At 35.3% G+C, this 15,259-nt stretch carries 17 protein-coding genes, 1 pseudogene and 1 riboswitch; of the genes and pseudogenes, 4 read left to right on the plus strand and 14 right to left on the minus strand.

Going from position 1 to position 15,259, the window contains the following annotated elements; genetic code table 11:
- Positions 1 to 412: 412 nt before the first annotated feature.
- Positions 413 to 1,759 (plus strand): short-chain fatty acid transporter, encoded by a 1,347-nt coding sequence (locus EGX95_RS14875; RefSeq protein ID WP_000490024.1) that lies wholly within the window; start codon positions 413 to 415, stop codon positions 1,757 to 1,759.
- 40 nt (positions 1,760 to 1,799) lie between these two features.
- On the opposite strand, the gene EGX95_RS14880 is transcribed toward EGX95_RS14875, so the two are convergent.
- The 4 genes from EGX95_RS14880 to EGX95_RS14895 all read right to left on the minus strand — a co-directional run bounded on the left by EGX95_RS14880 (position 1,800) and on the right by EGX95_RS14895 (position 3,648).
- On the minus strand, positions 1,800 to 2,153 hold the full coding sequence (locus EGX95_RS14880; RefSeq protein WP_001004515.1) for a hypothetical protein: 354 nt from the start codon (positions 2,151 to 2,153) through the stop codon (positions 1,800 to 1,802).
- Positions 2,150 to 2,725, minus strand: a complete 576-nt coding sequence (locus EGX95_RS14885; protein WP_001101673.1) for an NAD(P)H-dependent oxidoreductase — start codon at positions 2,723 to 2,725, stop codon at positions 2,150 to 2,152. The genes EGX95_RS14880 and EGX95_RS14885 overlap by 4 nt, the downstream gene beginning before the upstream one ends.
- A gap of 23 nt (positions 2,726 to 2,748) precedes the next feature.
- Positions 2,749 to 3,138 carry an SWIM zinc finger family protein gene (locus tag EGX95_RS14890; RefSeq protein WP_000271500.1) on the minus strand — a complete coding sequence of 130 codons (390 nt, stop codon included), beginning with the start codon at positions 3,136 to 3,138 and terminating at the stop codon, positions 2,749 to 2,751.
- A gap of 252 nt (positions 3,139 to 3,390) precedes the next feature.
- Entirely contained in the window at positions 3,391 to 3,648 is a 258-nt protein-coding gene (locus EGX95_RS14895; RefSeq protein WP_000171478.1) for a hypothetical protein, read from the minus strand.
- Between the two features lie 100 nt (positions 3,649 to 3,748).
- Positions 3,749 to 3,847: riboswitch (SAM riboswitch) on the minus strand.
- Positions 3,848 to 3,969: 122 nt separating this feature from the next.
- On the opposite strand from EGX95_RS14895, the gene EGX95_RS14900 reads away from it, so the two are divergent.
- Complete coding sequence (locus EGX95_RS14900; protein ID WP_000545001.1) at positions 3,970 to 4,161, plus strand: hypothetical protein; 192 nt, start codon at positions 3,970 to 3,972, stop codon at positions 4,159 to 4,161.
- 32 nt (positions 4,162 to 4,193) lie between these two features.
- Here the strand turns inward: EGX95_RS14900 and EGX95_RS14905 are convergent, their stop codons facing one another.
- From EGX95_RS14905 to rraA, 7 genes are all read right to left on the minus strand, one after another.
- Positions 4,194 to 4,916, minus strand: coding sequence for a YwiC-like family protein (locus EGX95_RS14905; RefSeq protein WP_000779948.1), 723 nt, complete (start codon positions 4,914 to 4,916; stop codon positions 4,194 to 4,196).
- Positions 4,917 to 5,099: 183 nt separating this feature from the next.
- The gene (locus tag EGX95_RS14910) at positions 5,100 to 5,801 is read right to left on the minus strand and encodes an ECF transporter S component (protein ID WP_000044891.1); all 702 of its coding nucleotides are present in this window, start codon (positions 5,799 to 5,801) and stop codon (positions 5,100 to 5,102) included.
- Positions 5,774 to 7,435 (minus strand): ABC transporter ATP-binding protein, encoded by a 1,662-nt coding sequence (locus EGX95_RS14915; protein ID WP_002028034.1) that lies wholly within the window; start codon positions 7,433 to 7,435, stop codon positions 5,774 to 5,776. The genes EGX95_RS14910 and EGX95_RS14915 overlap by 28 nt, the downstream gene beginning before the upstream one ends.
- On the minus strand, positions 7,408 to 8,286 hold the full coding sequence (locus EGX95_RS14920; RefSeq protein ID WP_063246662.1) for an energy-coupling factor transporter transmembrane component T: 879 nt from the start codon (positions 8,284 to 8,286) through the stop codon (positions 7,408 to 7,410). The genes EGX95_RS14915 and EGX95_RS14920 overlap by 28 nt, the downstream gene beginning before the upstream one ends.
- Positions 8,287 to 8,308: 22 nt before the next feature.
- On the minus strand, positions 8,309 to 9,151 hold the full coding sequence (locus EGX95_RS14925) for a DUF4430 domain-containing protein (RefSeq protein ID WP_000041428.1): 843 nt from the start codon (positions 9,149 to 9,151) through the stop codon (positions 8,309 to 8,311).
- A gap of 57 nt (positions 9,152 to 9,208) precedes the next feature.
- Positions 9,209 to 10,975 carry a DUF4430 domain-containing protein gene (locus EGX95_RS14930; RefSeq protein WP_001241084.1) on the minus strand — a complete coding sequence of 589 codons (1,767 nt, stop codon included), beginning with the start codon at positions 10,973 to 10,975 and terminating at the stop codon, positions 9,209 to 9,211.
- A 338-nt stretch (positions 10,976 to 11,313) separates the two neighbouring features.
- Positions 11,314 to 11,793, minus strand: a complete 480-nt coding sequence (gene rraA, locus EGX95_RS14935; RefSeq protein WP_000266059.1) for a ribonuclease E activity regulator RraA — start codon at positions 11,791 to 11,793, stop codon at positions 11,314 to 11,316.
- Between the two features lie 200 nt (positions 11,794 to 11,993).
- Here rraA and EGX95_RS14940 point away from each other — a divergent pair, with 200 nt between their 5' ends.
- Positions 11,994 to 13,424, plus strand: coding sequence for a YfcC family protein (locus EGX95_RS14940; protein WP_063246661.1), 1,431 nt, complete (start codon positions 11,994 to 11,996; stop codon positions 13,422 to 13,424).
- 100 nt (positions 13,425 to 13,524) lie between these two features.
- Here the strand turns inward: EGX95_RS14940 and EGX95_RS14945 are convergent, their stop codons facing one another.
- From EGX95_RS14945 to EGX95_RS31140, 3 genes and pseudogenes are all read right to left on the minus strand, one after another.
- Positions 13,525 to 13,983 carry a DUF2262 domain-containing protein gene (locus EGX95_RS14945; RefSeq protein ID WP_000415685.1) on the minus strand — a complete coding sequence of 153 codons (459 nt, stop codon included), beginning with the start codon at positions 13,981 to 13,983 and terminating at the stop codon, positions 13,525 to 13,527.
- 266 nt (positions 13,984 to 14,249) lie between these two features.
- Entirely contained in the window at positions 14,250 to 14,624 is a 375-nt protein-coding gene (locus tag EGX95_RS14950; protein ID WP_012644490.1) for a hypothetical protein, read from the minus strand.
- A gap of 128 nt (positions 14,625 to 14,752) precedes the next feature.
- Positions 14,753 to 14,855: pseudogene (locus EGX95_RS31140) on the minus strand (TetR/AcrR family transcriptional regulator); the annotation flags it as partial.
- Positions 14,856 to 15,082: 227 nt separating this feature from the next.
- Here EGX95_RS31140 and EGX95_RS30440 point away from each other — a divergent pair.
- Entirely contained in the window at positions 15,083 to 15,226 is a 144-nt protein-coding gene (locus tag EGX95_RS30440) for a hypothetical protein (protein ID WP_000808930.1), read from the plus strand.
- Positions 15,227 to 15,259: the final 33 nt, after the last annotated feature.

The raw sequence follows: 15,259 nt of genomic DNA on the forward strand, positions 1-15,259 counted from the left end.
TCACCCCGTTCTTTTTTTAGTAAGATATAATAATGATGGATATATGATAGCTAACGAATAAACTTACATAAACGCTTTTAAAAGTTCTTGAACTAAAGGAATTACTCCACCTAAAAATTTTAAAACTGCCATTGCGATTTCCATATTCCTTCCTCCTCTTTGCTGTATTAAGATGTGTTGTATATTTATGCTTTCATTATAATAAGCTTTTACATTTGCATCAATTCATTTTTATATGCAATATTTCATATTAGGGAAAAAGCAACTTTTTCTGTCAGGGTGATGATGCTACCACTCTTCTTGAACATATTTCAATCCTTTTAAAAATATCAGAATTTTCTATTTTTAAGAGGTTATGAACGAAACAACCTCGAATAATTGTAATACATATACATAAGGAGGTTGATCTATTTTGTTTCGTTCTTTTACTAATGGTTGCGTCGCCTTAGTGCAACGCTTCTTGCCAGAACCGTTTATTTTATCATGTTTATTAACTGTTTTCGTTATCTTCTTTGGTATGTTTGCAACGCATCAAACACCTGTGGAAATGATTAATCACTGGGGTAATGGCATTTGGGGACTTCTCGCCTTTTCTATGCAAATGGCACTTGTACTCGTGACAGGATCTGCTTTAGCAAACGCTCCTCTTATTAAAAAAGGATTAACGAAAGCGGCAAGACTACCAAAAACAAATGGACAAGGTATTATTGCCATTTCAATCGTAAGTTTACTAGGGGCGTACATAAACTGGGGATTTGGTATTGTTGTATCTGTTTTATATGCAAAGGAAGTAGCAAGACAGCTGGAAGGATTAGATTATAGACTGGCAATTGCTTCTTCTTACTCTGGATTTCTCATTTGGCATGCGGGGCTTTCTGCTTCTATCCCTCTTACGTTAGCAACAGGCGGAGAAACGTTAATGAAAACGACAGCTGGAAGTATTAAAGAAGCGATTCCAATCACTGAAACGTTATTCTCACCATACGCCCTCGTTCCAGTTATTATCTTTTTAGTTACGATGCCTCTCATTAATAAGGCGATGCATCCAGATGAAAAACATACGATTACAGTAGACCCTAGCGTGTTTCATGAAGAAGCTGCGGCTCAAGAGGTAGGGAAAAATACGTTCGCTGAGAAAATGGAAAATAGTATCATCATTACACTTTGCGTTGGATTGTTAGGTCTCATTTATATTTTCAATTACTTTTATACGAAAGGCTTTAACCTTACACTTGATATCGTTATTTTCATGCTATTAATTGCTGGACTTATTTTCCACCGTACTCCGATTCGATATATTCGTGCTTTTTCAGACTCTACGAAAAGTGCTTCTGGTATTTTACTTCAATTTCCGTTTTATGCAGGAATTATGGGGATGATGATTGGAGCAAATAGTGAAGGCCTTTCACTTGGAGGAGCTATTTCGAATTTCTTTATTAGCATTTCAAACGAAACAACTTTCCCGCTCTTTACTTTTTTAAGTGCTGGCATCGTTAATATTTTCGTTCCATCTGGTGGCGGTCAATGGGCTGTGCAAGCACCCATTATGATTCCAGCTGGCGCTGAACTTGGTGTACCTGCTGCAAAAACAGCAATGGCCATTGCTTGGGGAGATGCTTGGACGAATTTAATTCAACCATTCTGGGCATTACCGGCATTAGCGATAGCAGGTTTAGGTGCTCGTGATATTATGGGATTTTGCGTTGTGAACTTACTATATGCAGGATTTATCATTAGTCTATGTTTCTTATTTATTTAAACGAAAAGCTAGTTTTATACTAGCTTTTTTACATAATAAATCATTTATTTCCCACGCAATTTATTATGGTCTTCCACTCTATCTCCGTAAGGTGTAATGCCTCAAATGCAAAAAAATCTTCACATACTTTTTCAATCAGATGTGGATTTTCCCTCAAGAAGTTCCACTGTAAAGCTTTAGGAAGAAAATATGTATCATATTCTTTACTTCCCCTTACTACTTCATCAACTTCTCTTTCACAAATTCCTCTTATTAAGTAATCATTTCTTAACTCTATTTGAATTTGCCCAAATATTTCACTACATTTTTTCAATTGAAGCAAACATGTAATATACGTTCGAAAAAGTTCGTTATCATACCCACAACAGTTTATAATACGTTCCATTTCATTCATAATGTACGAGCCTTTTCTTCTATTTGTAATAACCACTTTTCCCGCTTCTCTCGTTTACTCGTTTTCACAGATTGAAAAACTGACCGTTTTATATCGCGAATGCCGCAAAAACGTAAGACACCTCTCTTCATTATAATCCAATCTGCTGATCGATATAATAGTGCGACGTACCATAACGGTGAATCTAGCGTATTAATCACCCACGCCTTCTTCCCTTTCAATAACCCTTTCGGCAGAGCACCTTCATATTTATAAGCAAATCCGGCAACGAAAATACGATCAATAAATCCTTTTAAAATAGCTGGCATCCCCCACCACCATATCGGATAGATGAATAGAAACATATCCGCTTCTTCTACTAATGTTCTGTACCGAGCTGTTTCTTCTTCATTTACTAAGTCACGTCTTTTCTTCTCTTCATTAAATACAAGGACTGGATCAAATTGCTCCTTATATAAATCAAGTACGGTAACTGAATGATTTGTTTCCTGTAGTCCTTTTTGCACATGATTTAAAATTGCCGCGTTAAAACTTGAAGGACTAGGATGAGCGTATACAATAAGTACATTCACTACAAAACAACTCCCTTTATAAGTTAAAGTTTCCCCTTCTTTAACATCTTCTCCACAATTTGCACGTTTTTTGAACTTTGTAACAACCGGTTTAATACTGTAAGTAACTCTTCTTTTTCTAAACCTTGCAATTTCGATTTAACCGTACTCTCACCAGCACTTTGAATATCATAAACAACTGCCGCCATATGTTTGCAAAGATTCTCATACGGACACTCGCAGCTACTTTTTGCAAAATCTTCAAGATCAATAATCACTTCATCGTCCCCTGCATTTCCAGTAACGAAAGCAAATATTTTCTTGTCTTGTATTTCAACATCTTCTACATGTCCTTCTTCATAATATTCATACCCTTTATCCATAATGTACTTAGGAATCCATTTCGTTATATCATGTAACAAATAAGCGTACATAACAATCCCTCTTCCTTTAATTCCCTTTTGACTTCTAGAGCCACTGCATGTTATTCTAATAACTGTCAAATAGCAAGTCTATATGACAAAACGACTGACACCTATTCGGCGAAGGTGTCTCTTTTCATTTGCAGCCGATATGAAGTGCCTCTTTCAGGCACATTCAATCTTTGACACTACACACTCAACACCATTCCCTGTATCAGGCTGCTTAAGCAGTCTTTTACTCTACATACTTCAAAAAAAGAGAGCTTAGCTCCCTTTTCTCGCTTTATAAAATACCCCTTTTTCAGTATAGAGATATTCATCAGCTAATGTAATTTTCCCATCCAGTTTCAGTTCATCTAATAATCTTGATAAATAAAATTGATGTAACATCTTTTTCGTGAATTTTCCTTCATGATGCGAAACGATATGTTCTTGAATATCTAACAATGATATCGGCTTATCTTGCTCTATCATATATTCATAAACTGTACTACGCAGTTTTACGTATTTTTCGAGTGTCACAGTAACGCGCAACCCCTTTCTTCTTAATATAAATTTTCGTAATCGGTTTTTTTGCAATAAAAAAACCTCTCCGATAAGAAGAAGTTACGTATATATCTTCGTCTTATCTCCCAGAACAAATATGTTCTGCTGGAATTAGCACCTGCATCGCGGTTGCTGGGTTTCATCGGGCCAGTCCCTCCACCTCTCTGGATAAGAAAATATTCACTTAATTCTTACTATACGTAATTTCATTTCAATTGTCAAACAAATATAACAAATTATATTTTCTTCTTTACTGTTCATACTATACATATATGAGTATGCAAGGAGGATTATGAAATGCACGAAAATGCCCGCGGATATGTCCAAGACTCTTTTCAATCATTACAAGAAGCAAAACAATGTTTAGAAGCAGCATTACAGACTGTTGAAAAAGATTTTAATCGCGCTCGAATTGAGCAATCTCTTTATGCGATCGAACAAGCTATTCAACGCTGCGATTACACCGTTCATATTTTAGAACAAGATTGAAAAAACTTCCCATCATAAGGTGGGAAGTTTTTTCAAATGGCATACTTCATAATTATTGCCGTTATGATTAAAAAATATACAGAATTCACAATTTCTAAAATCCCTACTTTTATAATAGAAATTTTTTTGCCATACAATATAATGGCTCGAATGACACTTGGTATAAAAATAAGAGAACACAACGGATTAATAGCAAATACGATGACCGTTAACATGATATGATAACCCCAAGATATATAACGATACTTCGGATTATTTTTCTCACGTATCATCGTTTTCACATAAAACGTACTTCCTAAAAAATATAAAAATGAAATAAGCGCAATAAATAATGCAGTTTTATCTATCAGTTTCATTGAAAAATAATAACTAACTAAACCACCAATACAGAAAACAATAATTGCACTAACGTCATTTAATAATGCTCTTTCATTTTTTTGACGAGCGTAATACATATTTACTATAAAGAATGGAATCATGACTATTACGAATAAAAGAATGCGCCATTCATATAATAGAGAAATCATCCCAAATACGAACGCAATCAAAAAATATACAATTGCTGCATGTAAATACTCTCTTTTTCGTCTTTGCTTTATGTACGTAAGAAATGGATACGTAGCTAAATAGATAAAGAACCAAGCTATAAACAATGGAATATGATATATAGTAGGTTTCCCAAGTATGACACTTAATAGAAATGGTATAATAAGCATCGCCCATGCACCATGTTGCTTCGGAATAACTAACTTCATTAACTATACACCTCCCTTTTGAAAATAATTCTCACCTACTATTATACAAATAATTTTATATAGTAACGGATATATATTGGACTATTTTTTGACAATAAAAAATGCTCCTTACAATATGTAAGAAGCATGAAAGAGGCAAACGAATATGTAAGTCGCGACCCTACCTTATATGAGTATGCTTTTCTATGCCATGTTATGCTTATCTAATATGCCGTATTTCCTTTTAAATCTTGTAAGAATCGTAATCCAAGAAGTACTAAATAATAGTAAGAACACAACATTCGAAATCGCATGGCTCAAATCGAAATAAAAACTTGCGATATAATATGAAATGACAGCTTCCCACGTTGCTTCACGTATAAAACCGAGAAGCCCCCAGAAATTCATGATCCAGCCAAATAAAAAGCCCACGAAGAACCCATATAGTAGTCTCCCCCATAACTTTTTCATTAAAAATGTATTGCGAAGTAAGCCTGCTATAAAACCAATCATCCCCCATGAAAACATTTGCCACGGCGTCCACGGACCTTGTCCTAAAAAAATGTTAGATACGATAGCCGCTGTTGCCCCGATCATAAATCCAGTTTCGCTTCCGAACACAATTGCAGAAACGATAATGACAAAAGAAGTCGGTTGTACACTCGGTAAAATAGAAAATGGTACGCGGCTAACTGCTGCAATTGCCGCTAATACGGCAACGAGAACAATTTCACGTGAAACAAATGCCTTCCTTTCAAAACGGATATAGAAAGGTAACATAATAACAACTAATAAAAACAAACTACTTAACAGGTAATAACCATCCATGATAAGTGTAGTAAAGAGTAATGTGCCTATTATTACTGCAAAAATACATATTATGAATGCAACATATCGTTTGGACACGCTTCGTACACATCCTCCCACGTTAATGCATATGGCAATTCTTTTCGAATGAATCGGTTAATAGAAGTTGTATAAAAGAAGTTACCACTAAAAAATTCTTTCGGTGCATCATTCATAATGACTGCTCCGTCGAATAACATCATGCATTGATCAACGTATTTCGCTGCAAACTCAATATCATGCGTTGCCATTACAATTGTTGTACCTTCTTTTTGCAACTTCCTAAATAGCTCTCCTACTCTTTCTTTCTTCCATGGATCGAGTCCCTTTGTCGGTTCATCCAGTAATAATAAAGTCGGCTTTGATAATAACGTTGTACATAATGCAAGTAGTTGTTGCTCTCCCCCGCTACAATCATGTGGATGGCGTTCTTTAAGTGCATATAGCCAAAACTTTTTAAGCTGATGTTCTGCTATTTCTTTTCCTTGTTCTCCATATAATTCACGTGCTCGTTCATACACCTCGTCCCACACTGTATCAAATGTAAAATGATAATACGGATGCTGCGATACATACCCAATACTTTTAAATCGTTCTTTCGAATCAATTTTATGTATCACTTTCCCATTCCACTTTACTTTCCCTCTTCTCGCTTTTTGTAACCCTGCTAAAATCGTTAACAGTGTAGACTTCCCTGTACCATTTTTTCCAACGAGAGCTACCCATTTTCCTTTTTCAATCGATACTGTTAAATCTCGTAAAATGAGCGGACTATTCTTTTCATACTGGAACGAAATATGCTCGGCACTTAAAATGACTTCTTGCTTTTCACTTTGTACTATTGGCTCATTTACATATGATATCGCTGAAAAATCATTCATTTTCATTTGTGCTTCTCGCACTGTAAACGGAATATCTTTCGCATTCCACTCTAAAAACAATCTTGGAATTTGCGGAATAAATGGACGGAACTTTTCTACTTCCCACATATTCGCTACAACCGTTTTCGGACTACCGTCATACACGATTTGGCCGTTACTCATACAAATAACGCGCGTTGCAAGTGGTATTACTTCATCTAAACGATGTTCACTTAAAACGATCGTAATGCCAAGTTCTTCATTAATACGCTTTAACAACCCTAAAAACTCTTTCGCAGCAATTGGATCTAACTGCGCAGTTGGTTCATCTAATAATAGTAACTTCGGCTGCATAACTAATACGGCAGCTAAATTGACAAGTTGCTTCTGCCCGCCAGATAACGTATGAACAGATTGATGCAATAAATCTTGAAATCCTAAGAAACTAATAAGCTCGGCTATTCGTTTTTGAATAATATGAGATGGTAATCCGATATTTTCTAAAGAAAATGCTAATTCTTGAATGACCGTATCCATTACGAGCTGATTTTCTGGATTTTGAAATACCATGCCAATTTCTTGGGCAGATAACAAGTCCGGTACATTTTCTAATAAAGTACCATCATAATATATATCCCCAGTACGCTTACCAATTGGAAGTAATTCTTTTTTAAAATGTTTTAATAAAGTCGTCTTTCCAGATCCTGATCCTCCAGCAAGTGCAATAAACTCTCCTTTTTGAACAGAAAGAGAAATATGCTGTAACGCTTCTTCGTTTTCATCAGCATATACAAATGATAAATTGTTTATTTCTGCATGCGCCACCATATCCATTCCCTTCCTTCCATTATGATTGGTAAACTAATAAACATCGTAAATACAACAAACATCATCCCATCGTATTGCTGAAATAAAATAGATTCGACTTTCGGATAAATGATTAACTTTCCTCCGCCATATGTACTACATATAATAGCAACTATGAATAGAATACTTAAATAACTGAGCGTATACCAATCGCGTCTTTCCATTCTATACCGAATATATGTCGTACGTTTCGTTACACCAAATCCACGGGCTTGCATCGAATCTGCCGTTTGCAGTGCATCTTCTAATGAACAAATTAATAATACTTGCAATAGTTGCATACCATTTTTCACCCGTTCCATAATGGAACCTGCGTCTACTTGTACACCCTTCGTCTTTTGGACGAGTGTTATTTTCTGTAATCGTCTCATAAACAAAGGAACAAATCTCACTGTAATCATCGTTAACAATGCTACTTTCGGTGAAATTCTAGAAAATAAATATAAAAATTTATGGCTTGTAATAATATCATTATACGAAGCAAACGTAAACATAATCGCCACTAGTAATAACCCCATTACTAACCCAAACATAATTGCCTCAAGTTTAATACGACTATCACCTAACCAAAATAATGTCGTTCGGCCTCTATGCGTGAATAACGAATTGAATAAAATGAGCATAAAAAAGAAAATAATTGTGCTCGGTAACATTTTTCTTATCTTTTCGCTATTCCCTTGCATTATATTTAACATAACGATTAATAGTATCGCTCCAATTAAAAAAAGAGGATGAAGACACGTCATACATAGTATCATCACCCCGATATAATAGGAAAAATTCACAAAAGGATGTAAAGAAGAAAAACTTATTTTCATAGTCCTTTACCAAATGCCTTTCTTATTTTAATACATACACCCACTCGATTGTATCTCCTGGTTTAACTGTTACTACACCTGCACTATGATTTGGAAATGCCCCGTTCACACGATATTTCCATCCACTAGTAGCAGTAACATCTTTTTCATATAAATCATTAATACCTTTTACGTAAACATCGCCTTTAGATCCACTTGCATCCACATCTAAACCTGTACGCTGCAATACTTTATAAACAGTATCGCCGTCTTGTACATCCACCTTTTTCGCACCTAATAAATATCCTTCATTACCTTTTACTGAGATCGTAACTTGTTTTGCTTTAGGTACTGGTACTGGATCTGGTTTTGGTGGTTCAGGAATTGGTACTGGCGGAGTCGGTATCGTTTTCTCCTCTTTATTCGGATCAACTTTTTGCTCCTGCTTCGGTGTTTCTTTCGGCTGATTTACAACCTTCGCTTCTTCTTTTACTTCTGGTGCTTTCGGTTGTTGCTCTTGTTGTTTCTCTTGTTGTTTCTCTTCTTGTGCTTTTTGTTGTTCTGGTTGCTTAGTAGCGACAGGCTGTTCCTGCTTTTTTTCTTCTTTCTGTACTTCCGGTTGTGCTTGTGGCTTTTCTTCTTTCGGCTTCTCTTCTACTTTTTGCTCTTGCTTTTCTTTCTGTTCGTCTTGCTTATTTTGCTCTTGTTCAGCTTGTTTTTCCTCCGGTTTTTCTTCCGGCTTCGCTTCATCTTTTTTCTCTTCTTGTTTTGCTACTTCTTCTTGCTTTGGTTCTACTTTCTTCTCAGGCTTTACAGCTGCTTCTTCACATCCAGCAAGTAGCCCAAGTGAAAGCAGTAAAGAAATAAACCATTTCATCTTACTCATGTTGCCTCTCACCTTTCATATTAAAAATTAGGAGCAAATGATTGCTCCTAATTTTTGTTAAGCTGCTTTACGTCTCCATAATACATATGCAGAAGCAATACATAATACACCCATACCTACTTCTGCCGCTGCACTATGAGAAGATGCTCCTGTTTTCGGTAATATGCTACCGTTTCCGGATTTTTTATTTTTAACCGGTTCGTTATCCACAACAACTTTTAAAGTGTCATCTTTTGTTTCTTGTTGCACTTGTTTTTGTTCTTCTGGTTGTTCAGTAACTTCTTTTTCCACCACAACATTTTCTGAATCTACATTTGGTTTTGGATTAATTTCAGTAACAGATTCCGTTGACCAGTCATAAATCGATTTTCCAAGATCTTTAAACTGAAGTAAAGCTAATAACGCTTGCTCTGTTGCCATTCCGCTACCGTTTTGATCGCCTGGTAACCATTTAAATTCACCATTTGGAAGTTGATATGACAATAGATTTTGCATCGCCTTATGTAGACGGTTTTGATCTACATCTTTCACAAGTGATAATCCAATAATTGCTTGCGCAACACTATTAGAATTTTCTTGTCCATCAGCAGAAAAACCACCATTTTCTAGTTGTTCATTATATAAGTATGCGACAGCCTTTTGCACAGCTGGTTTCACATCTTCACGGTCTTGATAAGGAGCTAATGCTGATAAAACCATACCTGTTACATCAACGCTACTCGCGCTGTCTTTACTGCTTGCACTATCATAAGTCCAGCCGCCATCCGTATGCTGCGCGTTTAAAAGTGCATCTACTAAAGCAACTCGATTCCATTTTGAATCTACTGGAATTTCATATTTTTTCGTATCAAATGCAAGTAAAGCAAATGTATAACCTGTAACAGAATTCACTTTATCTGATTCGTACAATTTTTGAACTAAATTATGTTCGCCTACCATTTTTGGGTCTGCATTCATTGCATTCATCATAATAATTGTTCTAGCTAAATCTGTCGCTGAAAAACGATTAACGCGCTTTTCTACCTTTTCAGTTACAGCCTTAACATAATTTAATTTCGCCTCGATTGGTATATCCTTTCCAGAACGAGAAAGACCTAGCGCTACCCAATCACTTTCAATTCCATCTTGTAACATCTTTTCAGATGTTTTAGAGATCGCGTCATTTACTTGTGCTGCTGGAACTTGAATGTTCTCTTGCTTTGGTTGTTCTGGTTTTTCTTGTTTTGGATCATCCGTCTTCGGTTCTTCTGGCTTTTCTTGTTTTGGATCATCCGTCTTTGGTTCTTCTGGTTTCTCTTGCTTTGGATCATCCGTCTTTGGTTCTTCTGGTTTTTCTTGTTTTGGATCATCTGTTTTTGGTTCTTCTACAGTTTTACAAGTACCAAATTTATCTAATGTTTGTTGTAATGTTTCTTGACTCATATTGTTCCAATCTGAAACAAATCGGAAAACAACAACATCTCCAGATTTTAATTTATAACTATCCGCTCCAACTTCTGCAGATTGATCATTTACATCATATAGCCAGCCGCTTGTAGCCCCGGCCATTAAGCCATCAATGCCTTTTACATACGTTCCAAACGACATCGTTTCAGCTTCTACTTTGTCCCCCATGACTTTTTGTAGCAAGCTTAAAGCTGTTTCCCCATCTTTAATTTGCTCTTCTTTCGGACATAACATAATGCCCTTTTGTGATTCACCAATAATTGCAAGTTTTGCTGTATTTCCTTCAGCAAACGTAATATGTACTGTATTCGCAAAAGAAACAAATACAAGTGTAACGGCCATTAACGACGTAAGCAGCCATTTTTTTAACATTGCCATCCCAAAATTTCCTCCCTTACTACTATTCACACAAAAAAAGGCCCTTCAAGGGCGTGCAATTGACACTCTTTTTTTGTAAGTGTCGAACAAACTGTGCAACACCTCCTACCCGCATCATTCGCGGCTATATTTGTATAGGAAAAATAATTTTGTTCATGAACGTATCATTGTGATAACATTCACTTTTCTAGGCACAACTTACTTCCATTTAAGTTATCGTAAAACGATAAACCTATACATTCTGTTAATTTTAAATTTCTGTATTATTTTACTATTGACAAAGAATTTTGTCCATGCTTTATCGGATTTATTTTCTAAGAATAGTAACTTACTAACCTTTAACGATGCAAACTCTTTTCACTAATAATGACGCCATCTTCATCCACATACACATATTCATCCGGCTTCCATTCTACTTGTCCAAATTGCAATGAAATATTTCGTTCTCCTTTCCCTTCTTTTACACTTCTATTTGGCATCGTCCCTAACGCTAAAATACCTATATTAATATTCTTTAGTTCACTAGAATCACGAACATATCCATTCACAATAATTCCTGCCAGCTTTCTTTCCTCCGCAATAGCTGCCAAATTATCACCGAGTAACGCACAATTCGTAGAGGCTCCACCGTCAACAACTAATACCGTTCCTTCTGGTAATGTTTGCAATCCTTCCTTCACTAGTACATTATCATCCTTCACTTTTACCGTTGCAATTTTCCCGTGGAATTGTTCTTTCTTCCCAAAAGACCGAAAAGACTGGCGACATATTTGTAATTCATTTTCAAACTCATCACATAGATCCGTAGTTTTCCACATCTTTTTCCCTCTTTTCTTTTTACTTTCTATTTAACATATTCTTGGATTATTTTCGTTTCCCTGTCTAATGTTGCAATAATTGGTATGTGCGGGAAAAGAACAGAAAAACTATTGCCTTAAGAAGCCACCTTTATTATAATCTTTTTACAGATAAATTTCAGAATATTAAAAATTAACCAAGTGAAAAAAGGAGGGGTTTTATGCAATTACAAACTGAAGTAAAAAAACAGCCTAGTAAACGAAAGTTTAAAATGCCTGACGCGTACGTACTACTATTTTTTATTGCCTTACTTTGTGCAATAGCTACGTATTTCGTTCCTGCAGGAGAATTTAAAAGAGTTACAAACGGTACTGTTACAACGACAATACCAGGAAGTTATCATTCTGTTCCGCAATCGCCAGTAGGGTTTGTTTCTTTTTTTACTGCTATTGAAAAAGGAATGACACTTGCTGCTCCGATCATCTTCTTAATTTTATTTACAGGCGGTGCCATTGCAATTCTTGAAAAAACAGGTGCTCTTGACGGTTTAATCTATCATGTTATTAACAAATTTCGTAATCAGCAATTACTTTTCATATGTATTGTCGCCGCACTCTTTTCCATTCTCGGAACGACTGGCATTATCGTTAACTCAGTTATCGGCTTTATCCCTATCGGCATCATCGTGGCACGCACATTAAAATGGGACGCTATCGTTGGCGTAGCAATTATTTATTTAGGCACTTATGCTGGTTTTAATGCTACTATTTTATCGCCCTCACCTTTAGGCATTTCGCAAAAAATCGCAGAACTTCCTATGTTTTCGGGAATTGGTTTACGGACAGCAATCTATATATCTTTTTTACTCGCTACCATTTTATATATTAATTGGTATATAAAACGCTTAAAGAAATCGAATAAAGGAAGCATACTCGGCGACAACTGGTTTCCAAGTAATGCTCTTTCAAGTGAGAAAGAAATAGAGAAAACTGAAGTTCCTTGGACAATACGTCACAAATTGATTTTACTCGTTTCAGCTTTTTCCTTAATTGTATTTTTAATAGGCGCTTTTCGTCTACATTGGACAGACGCAGAAATGACCGCTACTTTTATTTTCATCGCAATTACAGCAGGAATAATAGGTGGTATGAAAGCAAACAATATCGCTTCTACTTTTCTAGCAGGCTGCCAAAATCTCATATACGGTGCTTTGATCGTCGGAATGGCTCGTTGTATTTCAGTCATTTTAGAACAAGGAAAATTACTTGATACAATCGTTAACCAACTCGCACAGTCTCTCGAAGGACAAAGCCCGGTATTTGGCGTTATCGGTATGTATGTAAGTAGTGCCGCATTACATTTCCTTATTTCATCCGGTACAGGTGAATCTGTTATTTTCATTCCGATATTAGCTCCGTTAGCTGATTTCATGCACATTACACGCCAAGTTACAGTACAAGCTGTTATGCTCGGCGAAGGTGTAGTGAACTGCCTCAATCCAACTTCCGGTGTTTTAATGGGCGTTCTCGCAGCGAGTGGTATTTCTTATGGAAAATGGATTCGATTTATGGCTCCACTTGCATTCATTTGGTTTATTATTGGACTTATTTTTCTTATTGTTGGCGTGAATATTGAGTGGGGACCGTATTAAAACTATGAAACTTTCTCCCTATTATTTCACCGTTATCTTATAATAATGAAAAAAAGGATTGATTATAGTAATCAATCCTTTTCACTTGCATCTCTCAAAGCTAAATCTCTGCAGCTAATAAATTGTACTCATTGTCAAAAGAAGCATGGATTCTATGGCCACCAAATACACCTCCATCATTGTATTCGCAATATATATCATTTTCTCTCATTACAATGTCCATAAGAGTAATAGATTGCTCAAGTGTTTCTTTCGTCATATCATATTCCCCTGCATCTACAGCATCCCAATCTAAATGTTCATCATTCTCATCATATTCAGGCCAAAAATCATTTTTATACTCTATTAATTCTTCCGCTATACCAAGCTTAGCTTTTTTATCAAATTCTTCTAAACATGTATAAAGCTTTTCTGCTCTTTTCATCATTTCATGTACATGTACACGCTCATTTCTAACATCCAATTCCCAATGTACTTTTCCTTCGTTTTGTTCATATGTATGTAAAGTTTCATTAAAGATAAACATTCCAATTAATTCACTTTTTATTGATTTTTCCATGATTTCATTTCCTTTCTATCTCTGAAAAGAAACTTTAATTAGTTTGATAGACATGGGACTGAACTCCTAATGCTTTATTTTTATGCTGACTTTTTTCATGAAATAAAACTCAGTTATCAGTCTAAACCATTTTTCAGATTTAACAATAACATGTGTGCATTTGTAAAATTCCAATTAAATTTGTTAAAAATGAAAAATTCTGAAGTTAGTATTTTATTAAATTTTATTTCAACCCAATAGCATTTTTATCCTTCAAATAGTCTCTTTCATTCTAATTTCTGCATTTCTTTCAGCCGTTCTATATCCTTTTCTGAAGCCTTTTCTATTTTATACAATTCATAGCTACCCTTTATCTCATTTATCACTACAAATTCGATTTCATTCCGAACATAGCTTTTCGTTTTTCCTTTTTTATAACCAATAACATTATCTAATATAGTTTCCCCACTATCTTTTTTATATAAATTATAGCTAACAGGTGGACGACCAATTACATACTTATTATCAGAAAATCCGACTATATCATCCCTTCCTAATCCTGTCGAAGCACTCCAGACAAACATAATCTGAAATATAGAATAAACAACAATACCGCATAAGAAAAAAAATAGGATTGATTTAAAAAATAACTTTACAGGCATGCTTCTCAAAAGACATTCCCTCCCATTTCACCTCAGGATAGCAAGAACAATACGTGAATTTTGTATGCTAAGGCACCAAAGTTTTTATAATGTTCCACAGCTAGTTTAAATAGTTCATCCTTACCTCAAAAACTATCGTAGAGAGTAGCTCGGCTTATGACCTTTCTCCCAAAATAAATACATAGCTTTATTTAAAGCTTGCTCTTTATTAAAACTAATCTTTCTACCCATTAACCACACCCCCGTATTATATATTTTAGTATAAATATTTTGGAACGATAAGCCCGCAAAATATTTTGAAATTAAATCTTCCGTTAGAGGGCGCTTTAAAGGTTTATATAAATGTATTAATAATAATCAAAAACACTTGAAGTTGACGTTGGGTCATTTTATATACTGTTAAGTAGCTACTATTTAGCAATTTCATAAAAGAAATTAGAAAAATAGGAGGTTTTCATATGAAACAGGGCGATATTATTATTTATGGATGTGTCATTATAGGTGCAGGTATCGGACTGACATTAGATTATGCATTTCCTAGTGTGCTAATTGGATTAGGAGCAGGCTACTTACTTAAAAATCTTTTTAGTAAAGAAGAATAGATGTGAAATAAGAAAATAATCGTTAAAGATAAA

Origin of the sequence: Bacillus sp. FDAARGOS_527 (assembly GCF_003812125.1) — a bacterium.
GTDB classification, from domain to species: Bacteria; Bacillota; Bacilli; order Bacillales; family Bacillaceae_G; genus Bacillus_A; species Bacillus_A paranthracis.

Coding starts and splice junctions, on each gene's coding strand:
- EGX95_RS14930 (WP_001241084.1), bottom strand. CDS start 10,975: ATGGCAATGTTAAAAAAATGGCTGCTTACGTCGTTAATGGCCGTTACA.
- EGX95_RS30440 (WP_000808930.1), top strand. CDS start 15,083: ATGAAACAGGGCGATATTATTATTTATGGATGTGTCATTATAGGTGCA.
- EGX95_RS14920 (WP_063246662.1), bottom strand. CDS start 8,286: ATGAAAATAAGTTTTTCTTCTTTACATCCTTTTGTGAATTTTTCCTAT.
- EGX95_RS14915 (WP_002028034.1), bottom strand. CDS start 7,435: ATGGATATGGTGGCGCATGCAGAAATAAACAATTTATCATTTGTATAT.
- EGX95_RS14900 (WP_000545001.1), top strand. CDS start 3,970: ATGCACGAAAATGCCCGCGGATATGTCCAAGACTCTTTTCAATCATTA.
- EGX95_RS14945 (WP_000415685.1), bottom strand. CDS start 13,983: ATGGAAAAATCAATAAAAAGTGAATTAATTGGAATGTTTATCTTTAAT.
- EGX95_RS14940 (WP_063246661.1), top strand. CDS start 11,994: ATGCAATTACAAACTGAAGTAAAAAAACAGCCTAGTAAACGAAAGTTT.
- EGX95_RS14890 (WP_000271500.1), bottom strand. CDS start 3,138: ATGTACGCTTATTTGTTACATGATATAACGAAATGGATTCCTAAGTAC.
- EGX95_RS14925 (WP_000041428.1), bottom strand. CDS start 9,151: ATGAGTAAGATGAAATGGTTTATTTCTTTACTGCTTTCACTTGGGCTA.
- EGX95_RS14905 (WP_000779948.1), bottom strand. CDS start 4,916: ATGAAGTTAGTTATTCCGAAGCAACATGGTGCATGGGCGATGCTTATT.
- EGX95_RS14950 (WP_012644490.1), bottom strand. CDS start 14,624: ATGCCTGTAAAGTTATTTTTTAAATCAATCCTATTTTTTTTCTTATGC.
- rraA (WP_000266059.1), bottom strand. CDS start 11,793: ATGTGGAAAACTACGGATCTATGTGATGAGTTTGAAAATGAATTACAA.
- EGX95_RS14880 (WP_001004515.1), bottom strand. CDS start 2,153: ATGAATGAAATGGAACGTATTATAAACTGTTGTGGGTATGATAACGAA.